General features: G+C 69.9%; 10 protein-coding genes. 7 read left to right on the top strand and 3 right to left on the bottom strand.

All coding sequences use genetic code 11. The features are described from left to right. Window positions 1-26 precede the first annotated feature (26 nt). Together MKI84_RS18275 and hemC are read right to left on the bottom strand one after the other, a co-directional pair. Window positions 27-731 (bottom strand): uroporphyrinogen-III synthase, encoded by a 705-nt coding sequence (locus tag MKI84_RS18275; RefSeq protein WP_241621691.1) that lies wholly within the window; start codon window positions 729-731, stop codon window positions 27-29. Between the two features lie 4 nt (window positions 732-735). Beyond that, entirely contained in the window at window positions 736-1,665 is a 930-nt protein-coding gene (gene hemC / locus MKI84_RS18270; RefSeq protein ID WP_241621690.1) for a hydroxymethylbilane synthase, read from the bottom strand. A gap of 62 nt (window positions 1,666-1,727) precedes the next feature. On the opposite strand from hemC, the gene tsaD reads away from it, so the two are divergent. The 7 genes from tsaD (at window position 1,728) to MKI84_RS18235 (ending at window position 8,620) form a co-directional block, all read left to right on the top strand. Beyond that, entirely contained in the window at window positions 1,728-2,792 is a 1,065-nt protein-coding gene (gene tsaD / locus MKI84_RS18265) for a tRNA (adenosine(37)-N6)-threonylcarbamoyltransferase complex transferase subunit TsaD (RefSeq protein WP_241621689.1), read from the top strand. Further along, complete coding sequence (locus tag MKI84_RS18260) at window positions 2,792-3,778, top strand: NAD(P)H-dependent glycerol-3-phosphate dehydrogenase (protein ID WP_241621688.1); 987 nt, start codon at window positions 2,792-2,794, stop codon at window positions 3,776-3,778. The genes tsaD and MKI84_RS18260 overlap by 1 nt, the downstream gene beginning before the upstream one ends. 2 nt (window positions 3,779-3,780) lie before the next feature. Beyond that, window positions 3,781-4,206 carry an EVE domain-containing protein gene (locus MKI84_RS18255; RefSeq protein ID WP_241621687.1) on the top strand — a complete coding sequence of 142 codons (426 nt, stop codon included), beginning with the start codon at window positions 3,781-3,783 and terminating at the stop codon, window positions 4,204-4,206. Next, a complete protein-coding gene (locus MKI84_RS18250) occupies window positions 4,161-4,874 on the top strand; it encodes a class I SAM-dependent methyltransferase (protein WP_241621686.1) in 714 nt (237 codons plus the stop codon). Before MKI84_RS18255 ends, MKI84_RS18250 begins: the two co-directional genes overlap by 46 nt. A 118-nt stretch (window positions 4,875-4,992) precedes the next feature. Next, window positions 4,993-6,954: an acetate--CoA ligase gene (gene acs, locus MKI84_RS18245; protein ID WP_241621685.1), complete on the top strand. Its 1,962-nt coding sequence runs from the start codon at window positions 4,993-4,995 to the stop codon at window positions 6,952-6,954. 151 nt (window positions 6,955-7,105) lie between these two features. Then, window positions 7,106-8,026: an agmatinase gene (locus MKI84_RS18240; RefSeq protein ID WP_241621684.1), complete on the top strand. Its 921-nt coding sequence runs from the start codon at window positions 7,106-7,108 to the stop codon at window positions 8,024-8,026. An 81-nt stretch (window positions 8,027-8,107) separates the two neighbouring features. Beyond that, window positions 8,108-8,620, top strand: a complete 513-nt coding sequence (locus MKI84_RS18235; RefSeq protein ID WP_241621683.1) for a c-type cytochrome, methanol metabolism-related — start codon at window positions 8,108-8,110, stop codon at window positions 8,618-8,620. Between the two features lie 46 nt (window positions 8,621-8,666). On the opposite strand, the gene MKI84_RS18230 is transcribed toward MKI84_RS18235, so the two are convergent. Continuing rightward, a complete protein-coding gene (locus tag MKI84_RS18230; RefSeq protein WP_241621682.1) occupies window positions 8,667-13,532 on the bottom strand; it encodes an NAD-glutamate dehydrogenase in 4,866 nt (1,621 codons plus the stop codon). Window positions 13,533-13,576: the final 44 nt, after the last annotated feature.

Below are 13,576 nucleotides of genomic sequence, written 5' to 3'. Positions count from 1 at the left end.
CCGCAACCTCGCTCTCATCCGATGGTTTACGTCGACAACAACGCAAACAGCCCGTCTTCGGTCGGTTCAGCCGCGATTCGCGTCGGCCAGCCGGCATGGGCGAGCGGGGCGGCGACGTTCCGGGAAAAGCACAAATGCTCGAAGCCGGCGCAGTGTTCCGCCAGCCCGGCCTGCGTGGCCAGCCCGACCAGCGTGGCGGCCGTGCGCGGCGAGAAATGGAAGGCCGCGTCGATCTGCCTCCCCCGGATCGCCGCTTCCGTAGCCGGCAAAAGATGCCCGGCGGCCCGCGCGCGATAGACGGTGAATAACCCGACATCGTGCCCGTCCGCCGCCAGTTCCGCCCCGAGATCGACCGCGCGCTCCTCGCCGCAGACGTGAAGCACGCACGAGCGTGGCGCCAGTTCCGCGCGCAGCAGCGCGGCCAGCGCCGCGCCATTGCCCCCGGCGACCACCTGGCGCGCAAAGCCGGGCGGCGCGGCGGCAGCGGTACGCCAGCCCACCGCATAGAGCGGGAGACCACGCAACGTCATCAGCTCAGGCCGTTCCGCCAAGGCGCGCGCACCGTTGACGCTGGTGAGCACCACCGCGTCGAAACGCCCGGCCGGCAGCACGGCTTCGGGCAGCGGCTCGATGACCAGCAGCGGATCGCGCACGACATCGTGACCCAGCGCGCGCAGCCTCCCGCCCGTGGCCTGCGAATCAGGCTCCGGGCGCGTCACCAGCACCCGCATCGCCTCAGGCCCCGATCAGGCCGGGCGGCACCATGGCGCGCATCTCGCGGCCGGCCTCCACCCCGAGCGCGGCGGCCTTCGCGGCGGCGCCGTGGCGCACGATTTCGTAATAGGCGCTGCCGTCGGGCGCGAGGACCGCGCCCCGGAAGCTCACCTCGTCGCCGTCCACACGCGCCAGTCCGGCGATCGGCGTACGGCAGGAGCCGTCCATTTCGGCGAGGAAGCCGCGTTCGACACGCAGAGCGGTGGCCGTGGCGCGGCACACCACGCGGGCGACCAGCATGTCGACCGCCAGATCGCCGTGCCGGGTCTCGATCGCCACCGCCCCCTGCCCGACCGCCGGGAGGAAATCGGCGGTGTCGAGCACCGCGCTCACCCGGTCGGCCATGCCGAGCCGTGTCAGGCCGGCCAGTGCGAGCAACGTGGCGTCGAACTCGCCCTGCGCCACCTTGTCGAGCCGGCGCTGCACATTGCCGCGCAGCAGCGAGACCTGAAGATCAGGCCGCAGCCGGCGCAATTGCGCCTCGCGCCGCAGCGAGGCGGTGCCGACGCGCGCGCCCAGGGGCAGGTCTGCCAGCGAGGCCCCCTCGCGCAGAATCAGCGCATCCCGCACATCCGCGCGCGGCAGGTAGCCGACAATGTGCAGCCCGTCCGGCAACGTGGTCGCCATGTCCTTCGCCGAGTGCACGGCGAGATCGATACGCCGGTCGAGCAGCGCCTCTTCCAGTTCCTTGGTGAAAAGCCCCTTGCCGCCGGCCTGCGCCAAAGCGCGGTCGGTGATGGCGTCGCCGGTGGTGCGGATCACCTCCACCGACACCGCATCCGCCTCCCAGCCATGGGCCTTGAGCAGGGCATCGCGCACCGCATGCGCCTGCCACAGCGCAAGCAGGGAGCCGCGGGTGCCGAGACGGAGCTTCGGAAGCGATTGCGTCATGAGGTCCTGCGATGCTAGCGGTTCGACTGGGGTTCAGAACACCGGCCGGAACCATAAAGTCAATGCGCGATCTTCTCCTGCTGGGTATCGAGACGACCTGCGACGAGACGGCGGCTGCCGTCGTCCGTCGCCGTGGCGACGGCACCGGCACCATACTGTCCAACATCGTGCTGTCGCAGGTGGAGGATCACGCGGCCTATGGCGGCGTGGTGCCCGAGATCGCGGCGCGCGCCCATGTCGAGGTGCTCGACCATGTGATCGCCCGCGCGCTCAAGGCGGCCGGGGTCACCCTCGCGGGGCTGGACGGCATCGCCGCGGCGGCCGGGCCGGGGCTGATCGGCGGCGTCATCGTCGGCCTCACCTCGGCCAAGGCGCTGGCGCTGGCCGCCGAGAAGCCGCTGCTGGCGGTGAACCACCTCGAAGCCCACGCACTCACCGCCCGGCTGACCGACGCGGTACCGTTCCCCTATCTGCTGCTGCTGGCCTCGGGCGGGCACACCCAGCTGGTCTGCGTCACCGGCATCGGCGACTATACAAAGCTCGGCGGCACCATCGACGATGCCATCGGCGAAGCCTTCGACAAGACCGCCAAGATGCTCGGCCTGCCCTATCCCGGCGGGCCGGCGGTGGAGCGCGCCGCGCTGAAGGGCGATGCGTCGCGCTTTGCCCTGCCGCGCCCGCTACTGGGCCGGGCGACGCCGGATTTCTCGCTCTCCGGCCTCAAGACCGCGGTGCGGCTGGAGGCGCTGAAGGTCGCTCCCCTGAGCGAGCAGGACGTGTACGACCTGTGCGCCTCGTTCCAGGCCGCCATCGTCGACATCGTGGCCGACCGGGTGCGCTACGCGCTGCGGGCGATGCGCGAGCGCGGCACGGTGCCCCATGCGCTGGTGCTTGCCGGCGGCGTCGGGGCCAACCAGGCGATCCGCCGCTCGCTGCACAAGGTCGCGGCCGATGGCGGCACACGCCTCGCCGTGCCGCCGCCGGAACTGTGCACCGACAATGGCGCGATGATCGCCTGGGCCGGGGCGGAGCGGCTCGCGCTCGGGCTCGATGACGGTCTCGCCGTCTCGCCCCGCGCGCGCTGGCCGCTGGAAGAGGTCGAGGGTCCGCCGGAGACGAGCGACTGATGGCGCCACGCTTCTCGACCATCGGCGTCGTGGGTGCCGGCGCCTGGGGCACCGCGCTTGCCAATGCGAGCGCTCGCGCCGGGCGCGAGGTGGTGCTGTGGGGCCGCGACGCGGACGCCATCGCCACCCTCGCCCGCACCCGGCGCAACGACGCGCATCTGCCCGGCGTGGAACTCGCCGAGGCCGTGACGCCGACCACCTCGCTGATCCGCACCGCAAGCTGCGACGCGGTCCTGCTGGTCGTGCCCGCGCAGGCGAGCCGCGCGGCGGCGGAGCAGCTGTCGCCGCACATCCTGCCCGGCGTGCCGCTCATCACCTGCGCCAAGGGCATCGAGAGCCGCACCTCGCTGTTCATGACCGAGGTGCTGGAGCAGGCGGTGCCGCACGCGGTGCCGGCCATCCTGTCCGGCCCCAGCTTCGCGGCCGATGTCGCGGCCGGCCTGCCGACAGCGGTGACGCTGGCGGCCCGCGATGCCGGCCTCGCCGAGGCGCTGGCGGGCGCGCTCGGCTCCTCCTCGTTCCGGCTCTATCACAGCGACGACGTGCGCGGCGTCGAGATCGGCGGCGCGGCCAAGAACGTGCTGGCCATCGCCGCCGGCATCGTCGGCGGGCGGGCGCTTGGTGCCAGCGCGGCGGCGGCGCTGATCGCGCGCGGCTTCGCCGAGCTGACGCGATTCGGCAGGGCGTTCGGGGCGCGCTCGGAGACGCTGACCGGGCTCTCGGGCCTCGGCGACCTGATCCTCACCGCCTCCACCGCGCAGTCGCGCAACTACGCGCTCGGCCTCGCGCTCGGGCGCGGCCGGCACTCGCCCGGCGGCGCTCTGACCGAGGGCGCGCTCACCGCTGGTGTGCTGGTCGCCATGGCCCAGGCGCGCGGCATCGACATGCCGATCTGCCGGGCCGTCGAGGCGGTGCTGGCGGGGCGCAGCGACATCGAACAGGCGATCGGGTCCCTGCTGGCCCGGCCGCAGAAAGCGGAAGCGTGACCATGGCCCACTGGCTCTACAAGTCCGAACCCTTCAAATGGTCGTGGGACCAGCAGGTCGCCGCCGGCGCCAAGGGCACGCATTGGGACGGCGTGCGCAACCACCTCGCCAAGCAGCAGCTTCTGGCGATGAAGACCGGCGATCGCGGTTTCTTCTACCACTCCAACGAGGGCAAGGAGATCGTCGGCATCGTCGAGGTGATCCGCGAGGCGTATCCCGACCCCTCCGACCCGACCGGCAAGTTCGTCATGGTCGACATCAAGGCGGTGGAGGCGCTGCCGAACCCGGTCACGCTCGCCGCCGTCAAGGCCGAGCCGCGCCTGTCGGAAATGGCGCTGATGAAGTTCTCGCGCCTCTCGGTGCAGCCGGTGACGGACGAGGAATGGGCGATCGTGCTGGAAATGTCCCGCGTCGGCGCGGCCCGGTGAGCGCGATCCAGGACCCGCTCGCCTTCATTCGCGCCGAGACCCGGCCGCTGCCCGTGCCGCTGGTGCCGGAGATCACGCTGCATCTCGCCAGCGAGGCGGTGCCGATCTGGCAGCGCACCGAGGAGGAACTCGGCGAGATCGGCCTGCCGCCCCCGTTCTGGGCCTTCGCCTGGGCCGGCGGGCAGGCGCTTTCCCGCCATGTGCTCGACAAGCCGGAAACGGTACGCGGCGCGCGCGTGCTGGATTTTGCCGCGGGCTCCGGCCTCGTTGCCATCGCCGCGATGAAGGCCGGCGCGGCATCGGTCGAGGCGGCGGATATCGACCGGTTCGCGCAGGCCGCCATCGCGCTCAACGCACAGCTCAACGGCGTCAGCGACATCACGCCGAACGGCGCCGACCTCATCGGCAGCGATGGCGGCTGGGACGTCGTGCTGGCCGGCGACATCGCCTATGAGCGCGACCTCAGCGCACGGGTCTTCGCCTGGCTGTTCGCGCTGTCGGCACGTGGCGCGCGGGTGCTGGTCGGCGATCCCGGCCGCTCCTACCTGCCGCGCGACGCGCTGGAAAAGATCGCCGAATATGGCGTTCCGGTCTCGCGCGAGCTGGAGGATTGCGAGATCAAGCGCACGGCGGTTTGGCGGCCGCGCATCCTTGGCCGCTCGTCGTAAGCATTTTGCCTAACGACCAAAGTCTCGCGGCGGCGCGCTTGTCGGCACGCGAGCACCTGCCCATAATTTGACAGAAGCAAAAAGGCGCGATGGCGCCAGCGTGAAGGGAAGAACGCCAATGTCCGAGCATGTCTACGACGTCCCCGCCGCCTGGGCCCAGCGCGCCTTTCTCGATGAGCGCGGCTACAAGGCGATGTACGAGGCTTCGGTCACCGACCCCGATGCGTTCTGGGGGGAGCATGGCAAGCGCATCGACTGGTTCACGCCCTATACCCGGGTGAAGAACACCTCCTACGACCCGGGTGCGGTCTCGATCAAATGGTTCGAGGACGGCGTGACCAATGTCGCGTGGAACTGCATCGACCGGCATCTGGAGACACGCGGCGATCAGGTCGCCATCATCTGGGAAGGCGACGACCCTTCCGAATCCCGCTCGATCACCTATCAGGAGCTGCATGACGAGGTGTGCCGCTTCGCCAATGTGCTGCGCAACCGCAATGTGGAGAAGGGCGACCGCGTCACCATCTACATGCCGATGATCCCCGAGGCCGCCTATGCCATGCTGGCCTGCGCGCGGCTCGGCGCGGTGCATTCGGTGGTGTTCGGCGGCTTCTCGCCGGACAGCCTGGCGAGCCGCATCGTCGACTGCGATTCCAAGGTCATCATCACCGCCGACGAGGGCCTGCGCGGCGGCCGCAGGGTGCCGCTCAAGGCCAATGTCGACGCCGCCATCGCCAAGGCGAGCGCCTCCGTCGAGGTCGATCACGTCATCGTCGTGCGCCGCACCGGCGGCACCGTCGACATGAAGCCCGGCCGCGATGTCTGGTACCATGAGGCCGCCGACCTCGTGACCAGCGAGTGCCCGGCCGCCCATGTCGACGCCGAGCATCCGCTGTTCATCCTCTACACCTCGGGCTCCACCGGAACGCCCAAGGGCGTGCTGCACACCACGGGCGGCTATCTGGTCTACGCCGCGATGACCCACCAGTATGTCTTCGACTACCACGAGGGCGACATCTACTGGTGCACCGCCGATATCGGCTGGGTGACCGGCCACAGCTACATCGTCTACGGCCCGCTCGCCAACGGCGCGACCACGCTCATGTTCGAGGGCGTGCCGAACTACCCGTCGAACTCCCGCTTCTGGGAGGTGATCGACAAGCACAAGGTCAACATCTTCTACACCGCCCCGACCGCTATCCGCGCCCTGATGCAGTCCGGCGACCAGCCGGTGAAGAAGACCTCCCGCGCGTCGCTCCGCCTGCTCGGCTCGGTCGGCGAGCCGATCAACCCGGAAGCCTGGGAATGGTATCACCGCGTGGTCGGCAATGAGCGCTGCCCGATCGTGGATACCTGGTGGCAGACCGAGACCGGCGGCATCCTCATCACCCCGCTGCCCGGCGCCACCCGGCTCAAGCCCGGCTCCGCCACGCGCCCGTTCTTCGGCGTCAAGCCGCAGATCGTGGACGCGGAGGGCGCGGTTCTGGAGGGGGCCTGCGAGGGCAATCTCGTGATCACCGATTCATGGCCCGGCCAGATGCGCACGGTCTATGGCGACCATGAGCGCTTCATGCAGACCTATTTCTCGACCTATCCCGGCAAATACTTCACCGGCGACGGCTGCCGCCGCGATGCCGACGGCTATTACTGGATCACCGGCCGCGTGGACGATGTGATCAACGTCTCCGGCCACCGCATGGGCACGGCGGAAGTGGAGAGCGCCCTCGTCGCCCATCCCAAGGTCTCGGAAGCCGCCGTGGTCGGCTACCCGCACGACATCAAAGGCCAGGGCATCTATGCCTATGTCACGCTGATGGCGGGCGAGGAGCCGACGGAGGAACTGCGCAAGGAGTTGGTGGTGTGGGTGCGCAAGGAGATTGGTCCGATCGCCTCGCCGGACCTGATCCAGTTCGCCCCCGGCCTGCCCAAGACCCGCTCCGGCAAGATCATGCGCCGTATCCTGCGCAAGATCGCCGAGGACGAGTTCGGCAGCCTTGGCGACACCTCGACGCTGGCGGATCCCGGCGTGGTCGAGGACCTGATTTCGCATCGCCAGAACAAGAAGCACGCGGTGGCGTGAGGTGCTGCGGCCGGAGCCGGCGGCTCCGGCCTGGCACGCCCACGGACGATGAGAGGGGCATTGCGGCGCGTTGGCGGGGTCCTTACCCTTTCGAGGCCCCTCACCTCACCCTTCTCCCCCTCGGGGAGAAGGCGAAACCTGCCACCGCGACATGACCCAGCCTTCCTTTCTCGGCCTGCCCGAGCGCCTCGCCGGGGAACAGCGTCCCCGCGCCGTGATCATCGGTGCCGGTCATGGCACCACCTATCCCGGCAAGGACAGCCACGGCTATGCGCGGGCCGCGGATGAGATCCGCGCCGCCAGCTTCGAGGATGCAGCGCTGGTCGCGCACTGGGATTTCGACCTCGGCGGCCCGCTCTTCGATGGCGGACCGATTTCCTGTATCGACAGCGGCAACATCCCGACCGCGCCGGACGACAATCCGGGCAACCGGGCACGGATCGAGGCGACGACCCGCGACATTCTCGCCTTGGGTGCGGTGCCGATCCTGATCGGCGGTGACGATTCCGTGCCGATCCCCTTCCTTGCCGCCTTCGCCGGCCATGGCCCGATCTGGATTCTGCAGATCGACGCCCATATCGACTGGCGCGACGAGCGCTATGGCGAGCGGCTGGGCTTTTCCAGCCCGATGCGCCGAGCCAGCGAAATGGGCCATGTCGCCGGCATGGTGCAGGTCGGCCTGCGCAGCGTCGGCAGTGCGCGGGTTGAGGAGATCGAGGCGGCGCGGCGCTATGGCAGCCGCTTCGTCACCGCCCGCGAGGTTCATGCCCATGGCGTCGAGGCCGCGCTGCGCCATATCCCCGAGGGCGCGCGGGTGGTGATCACGCTCGACTGCGACGGCCTCGATCCCGGCATCATGCCGGCGGTCGCGTCCCGCACGCCGGGCGGGCTCACCTACACGCAGGCGATCGACCTCATCGCCGGCGCCGGAAAGCGTGGCCGGATCGCGGGTTTCGACCTCGTGGAGCTGTACCCGCCCGCCGATATCGACAACCTCTCCGCGCTGACCGCCGCGCGGCTCGTCGTTAACGCCATCGGCGCCATCGTCCGGCAAGGCGGACAGCCCGCTTGACCGTCCCCCCTGTCGGCGCGAGCATCCTTGCGCCCCGGCGATCCGACACAAAACAACAGGTCGGGGCGCCGGGAGGTTTGCATGAACATCAAGGCCGGGGTGGCGCTTGCCGCCCTTCTTCTCGTCGTGTCGTCGCCGCTTCAGGCCGACGGCACCGGCGACCCCGCCGCCGCCAGCTCGTCCGACGGCGAATATAGCGACGCGCAGGGCAACCCGACCTTCAAGATCGACAAGGACGGCACGGTCGACTGGTACACGTCGATCGGCTATCTGCGCTACGGTGCCAACTGCCTGCAGTGCCACGGCCCGGACGGGCTCGGCTCCAGCTTCGGCCCCTCGCTCGTCGATGCGCTGAAGACGCTGAGCTACAGCCAGTTCCTCGATGTCGTAACCAACGGCAAGAAGAACGTCAGCGCCAGCCAGGAGCTGGTCATGCCCGCGCTCGGCAACGACCCGAACGTGATGTGCTTCATCGATGCCATCTTCGTCTATCTGCGCGCGCGCTCGGACGGCGCGCTGGATCGCGGACAGCCGCAGAAGGTGGCGCCCAAGCCCGCCGGCTACAGCAAGACCGAGGATGAGTGCCTGGGCTGATGCGCCCGAGCGAAGGGAGTGGCGGGCCTGACGCCCGCCACCCGCCTCAGCCCTTCACCAGATCGCCGATCAGGCTGGCCGCCACCGAGAGCTTGGAGACCGAGAGCCCGGAGCCGGCGATCTCGTGCACGCCGTTGCGGGCGCGCTCGACCTCGGCGCCGCGCGCGGCCGCCCATTTCTCCACCCCTTCGGCACCGGAGCCATAGCCGTCGAGCACCTCGGCGGTGAGCCGGCGCACCCCGACCTCGAACTGCGCCAGAGCGCGGTCGAGCGCGAGCCGGTCGTAATAATCCGGCACCGAGAGATGGCGCGCCGCACCCAGCACCCGGTCGAGCCGGAAATGCAGCCCCACCGCGAAGAAGGTCGCCGCGACATCGACGAGGTCGGCCTTGGTGCGATCGGCGATCATCACGATGTCGGTCGCGTTCTCCAGCGAGGGCAGCCGCGCCACGCGCCGGGCCAGCGGCTCCGGCACGCCGGCCTGCACCCAGCCGGCGATGCGGGCATCGTGCAACGCGCGGGTCTCTTCCGGCACCAGTTCGCGCACCACGCCGGTCAGCGCCTCCGTCACCGGGGCGATGCCGGACGCATAATGCGCGACCAGCTCGTCGAGGCTCTGGCGCAGATCGACATTGCGCAGGAACCACACGGTGCGGTCGCGCAGCAGTTCCTGCACGGTCGCGTAGAGGTCGAGCTGCACCGCGCCCGGCACCGTGCCGTCCAGCGCGTCGATCTCGTCGCTCAGCGCCTCGACGCCGAAGCCGTCGCGGGTGGCAGCGAAGGCCTTGGCAATCGAGCCGATATCCGCACCGGTCTCGTCGGCGAGCCGGGCCGCGAAGGCCGGGCCGCCGCGATTGATCATGGCGTTGGAGAGCTGGGTCGCGATGATGTCGCGGCGCAGCCGGTGCCCCTCGATGCCATCCGGCAGCCGCTCGCGCAGCTCGGGCGGGAAATAGGCGGTCAACTCGCCGGCCAGATACGGATCGTCCGGCACGTCGGTGTCGAGCAGGTCGGAATGGGCGGTCAGCTTGGCATAGGCCAGCAGCACGGCGAGTTCGGGCCGCGTCAGCCCCTCCCCGCGCCCGCGCCGCTCGGTCAGCTCCGCATCGCCCGGCAGGAACTCGACCGCGCGGTCGAGCAGGCCGCGCGCCTCCAATTGCTGCATCAGCCGCTGGTGGAAGCCGAGCTCGGCCAGCGCCTGACTTTGCGCGAGCGAGAGCGCCAGCGTCTGCAGGTAGTTGTTGCGCAGCACCAGCGCCGCCACCTCGTCGGTCATCGAGCCGAGCAGCGCCTTGCGTGCCTCGTCGTCGAGCCGGCCGTCGCGCGTGGCCGGGCCGATGGCGATCTTGATGTTCACCTCGACGTCGGAGGTGTTCACGCCGGCGGAATTGTCGATGGCGTCGGTGTTGAGCCGTACGCCGCGCCGGGCGGCCTCGATGCGCCCGCGCTGGGTCACGCCGAGATTGGCGCCCTCGCCGATCACCTTGGCGCGCACATCCGCGCCGGTGATGCGGATGGCGTCATTGGCACGGTCGCCGGCCTGCGCATCGGTCTCGGAGGAGGCGCGGATATAGGTGCCGATGCCGCCGAACCAGATCAGGTCCACGGGCGCCTTGAGGATGGCGCTCATCACCTCGGCGGGCGAGGCGGTGGCCTTGTCGAAGCCCAGCGCCTCACGCACGGCCGGAGCCAGCGGGATGGATTTCGCCGCGCGCGAGAACACCCCGCCCCCGGCCGAGATCAGGCTCTTGTCGTAGTCCTGCCAGGACGAGCGAGGCAGCGCGAACAGGCGCTGGCGCTCCTTGAGCGCGGCCACGGGATCGGGCGTCGGGTCGAGGAAGATGTCGCGGTGGTCGAAGGCCGCGACCAGCTTGATGGTGTTCTCCAGCAGCATGCCGTTGCCGAACACGTCGCCCGACATGTCGCCGACGCCCGCGACGGTGAAGGGCGAGACGCGGATATCGGTGTCCATCTCGCGGAAATGCCGGCGCACCGCCTCCCAGGCGCCGCGCGCGGTGATGCCCATCGCCTTGTGGTCGTAGCCGACCGAGCCACCGGAGGCGAAGGCGTCGCCCAGCCAGAAGCCGCGCGCCTGCGACAGCGCGTTGGCGGTGTCGGAGAAGGTCGCGGTGCCCTTGTCGGCGGCGACGACGAGATAGGGGTCGTCCTCGTCGTGGCGCACCACGCGCGGGGGGTGCAGGATGTCCGTCCCCTCGTAATTGTCAGTGAGGTCGAGCAGAGAGGAGACGAACAGCTTGTAGGCTTCCGTCCCTTCCGCCTGCACCGCCTCGCGCGGGCTGGCCGGGAGCTGCTTGGGCACGAAGCCGCCCTTGGCGCCCACCGGCACGATCACCGCGTTCTTCACCTGCTGTGCCTTGACGAGGCCCAGCACCTCGGTGCGAAAATCCTGCGGCCGGTCCGACCAGCGCAGGCCGCCGCGCGCCACCCGGCCGAAGCGCAGGTGGATGCCTTCGACGCGCGGGGAATGCACGAAGATCTCGAACAGCGGGCGCGGTAGCGGCAGGCCCTCGACCCGGCGGCTGTCGAACTTCACCGCCAGCGTCGCCGGCGGCGCCCCGCTCTCGCCGGTCTGGTGGAAATTGGTGCGCAGGGCGACGTCGATCAGATTGGCGAAGCGGCGCAGGATGCGGTCCTCGTCGAGGCTCTGCACCTCGGCGAGCGCGGTATCGATCTCGGCGCGAATCGCGTCCTCGCGCGCCGCACGGGCGTCATCCGCCCCCTCGTCGAAACGGGCATGGAACAGCGCGACCAGACGGTCGACGATGGCGGGATGCCGGTTCAGCGTCTCCCACAGATAGTCCTGGCTGAACGGGATGCCGATCTGGCGCAGATAGCGCGCCAGCGTGCGCAGCAGCACGATGTCGCGCCAGCCGAGCCGGGCATTGAGCACCAGCGCGTTGAAACCGTCGCTCTCGGCCTGCCCGCGCAGCACCGCCATCAGGCAGGCATGCAGGCGCGTCTCCAGCGCCTCAAGCTCGATCTCCCCGCCACCGCGGCGCGACAGCACCATGTCGTGCACATAGGTCGGCGCGCCCCCCGCGGGCTCCAGCGTGAAGGTGCGCTCGTCCACCACCACGAAGCCCATCGCCTCCAGCAGCGGCACACGCTCCGAGAGCAGGCGCGGCATGTTGTAGCTCAGCACCTTGAGCGCCACACGGTCGCGGCCGCTCCAACGCGCGGGCCGGTGGAAATCTATCGCGACCGGATTGGCCTCGCTCAGCTTCTCGACGAGGCGCAAATCGGCCAGCGCGGCCTCGGGGGAATAATTGTCCTGGTAACCGGCCGGGAACGCCTCGCCATAGCGCGCCTTCAGACGCGCCGTCATCTCGGGAGAGAACACCACGGCCAGCGCGCCGGCAAAGGCGTCGTTCCAGGTCTGGATGATCTGGGAGACCCGGGCCTCCAGCTCGATGCGACCCGGTTCCGGGGCGCGCGCGCCGGTCAGCTCGATGGTGAAGTGCACGCGGGTCAGCGGGCCTTCGAGGAACAGCGGCCGGAAATTGATCACCGTTCCGCCGAAGCTCTCGGCCAGAAGGTTGCCGATACGCAGCCGCACCTCGCTGCCATAGCGGTCGCGCGGCACGAAGACCAGCACCGAGACGAAGCGGTCGAAGCGCTCGCGCCAGGCCAGCACCCGCACGCGCGGATGCTCGTCGAGTTGCAGGATCGCCAGCGTGAAATGGTAGAGCGAGGCGGGATCGATCTGGAACAGGTCGTCGCGCGGATAGCTCTCCAGCACCTTCACCAGCGCCCGGCCGGAATGGCTGGTGGCGTCGAAGCCGGCGCGGGCCAGCACGTCCGCCGCCTTGCGCCGCAGCAGCGGCACGTCCGACACCGAGCTGGCATAGGCGGTGTTGGTGAACAGGCCGGCAATGCACAGCCCGCCGCGCACCCGGCCCTCGGAATCGTAGCGCTTCACCACCACCACATCCATCCAGGTCCGCCGGTGCACCAGCGACAGCGTGCGCGACTTGGTGACGATGAGCGGGCTCGGCGCGGCGAGAACCTGGGTCAGGTCGGCGCTCACCGCCTCGCTGTCATCGACCGGCGGGCGGAACAGCCGCATGTCCGAATCCGACAAGAGGCCGAGCGCGTCGGTCATGCGGCGGCGGAAACTGGCAAGGCTCGGGCGGCCGGCGGCAGCTTCCGCCACGTCGTAATTGCGCGAGCCGAGAAAGGTGAAATTGCCGTCCAGCAGCCATTCCAGAAAGGCGACGGCCTCCTCGACCTCCTCGCGCGGCACGGTGGCGGGCGCCTCGCGAAGTTCAGTGACGGCGGCGGCCACTTCCTTCATCATCGGCTGCCACGCATGGACCGCCGAGCGCACCTGCCCGAGCACGGCCCCGAGTTCGGCGACCAGCGCGTCGCGCTCCGCCGCGTCCTCGACGCGCGGGACGTGGATGTGAATGAGGCTCTCGCGCCGCATCCGGCCCGCCAGCTTCTCGCCCGGCGCGGCGACGCCCTGCAGCACGCCGTCCCCGTCGCGCTCCACGGCCAGAATCGGATGCACCACCAGCGAGGCGGTGAGACCGCGCGCGTTCAGAGCCGCCGTGACCGAATCGAGCAGGAACGGCATGTCGTCATTGACGATCTCGACCACGGTGACGCTTGCCAGCCGCTCGCCGCCTTCGACGGCGGCCGGCTGGTGCAGGCGGATATCGGCGCCGCCGGGGCGGCGCTGCTTCAGGTCGTCGAAGGCGAGGCGCGCCAGCGCGACCAGTTCATGAGGCGTGTAGAGCCGCACATCCTCGGCCACCGCGCGCCCGAACAGGCGGCTGGCGAACTGCACAGGAACCTCGTCGTCCACCGCCTGAAGGATCAGGTCGGCCTGCTCGACAAGCTGGCGCGCAACGCGTTCGTCCTCGCTGGCGAGGAAACCTTCGACACCCATGATCTGCACCTCCCTTGGAGCATGCCCCGACGGCAACATGCTCG

Origin of the sequence: Ancylobacter gelatini, assembly GCF_022601675.1 — a bacterium.
Taxonomy (GTDB): domain Bacteria; phylum Pseudomonadota; class Alphaproteobacteria; order Rhizobiales; family Xanthobacteraceae; genus Ancylobacter; species Ancylobacter gelatini.
The sequence above is the reverse complement of the archived record's forward strand: the minus strand, read 5'-3'. Positions and strand labels throughout refer to the sequence as shown.

Coding starts and splice junctions, on each gene's coding strand:
- acs (WP_241621685.1), top strand. CDS start 4,993: ATGTCCGAGCATGTCTACGACGTCCCCGCCGCCTGGGCCCAGCGCGCC.
- MKI84_RS18260 (WP_241621688.1), top strand. CDS start 2,792: ATGGCGCCACGCTTCTCGACCATCGGCGTCGTGGGTGCCGGCGCCTGG.
- MKI84_RS18240 (WP_241621684.1), top strand. CDS start 7,106: ATGACCCAGCCTTCCTTTCTCGGCCTGCCCGAGCGCCTCGCCGGGGAA.
- MKI84_RS18250 (WP_241621686.1), top strand. CDS start 4,161: ATGGGCGATCGTGCTGGAAATGTCCCGCGTCGGCGCGGCCCGGTGAGC.
- MKI84_RS18230 (WP_241621682.1), bottom strand. CDS start 13,532: ATGGGTGTCGAAGGTTTCCTCGCCAGCGAGGACGAACGCGTTGCGCGC.
- tsaD (WP_241621689.1), top strand. CDS start 1,728: ATGCGCGATCTTCTCCTGCTGGGTATCGAGACGACCTGCGACGAGACG.
- MKI84_RS18235 (WP_241621683.1), top strand. CDS start 8,108: ATGAACATCAAGGCCGGGGTGGCGCTTGCCGCCCTTCTTCTCGTCGTG.
- MKI84_RS18275 (WP_241621691.1), bottom strand. CDS start 731: ATGCGGGTGCTGGTGACGCGCCCGGAGCCTGATTCGCAGGCCACGGGC.
- hemC (WP_241621690.1), bottom strand. CDS start 1,665: ATGACGCAATCGCTTCCGAAGCTCCGTCTCGGCACCCGCGGCTCCCTG.
- MKI84_RS18255 (WP_241621687.1), top strand. CDS start 3,781: ATGGCCCACTGGCTCTACAAGTCCGAACCCTTCAAATGGTCGTGGGAC.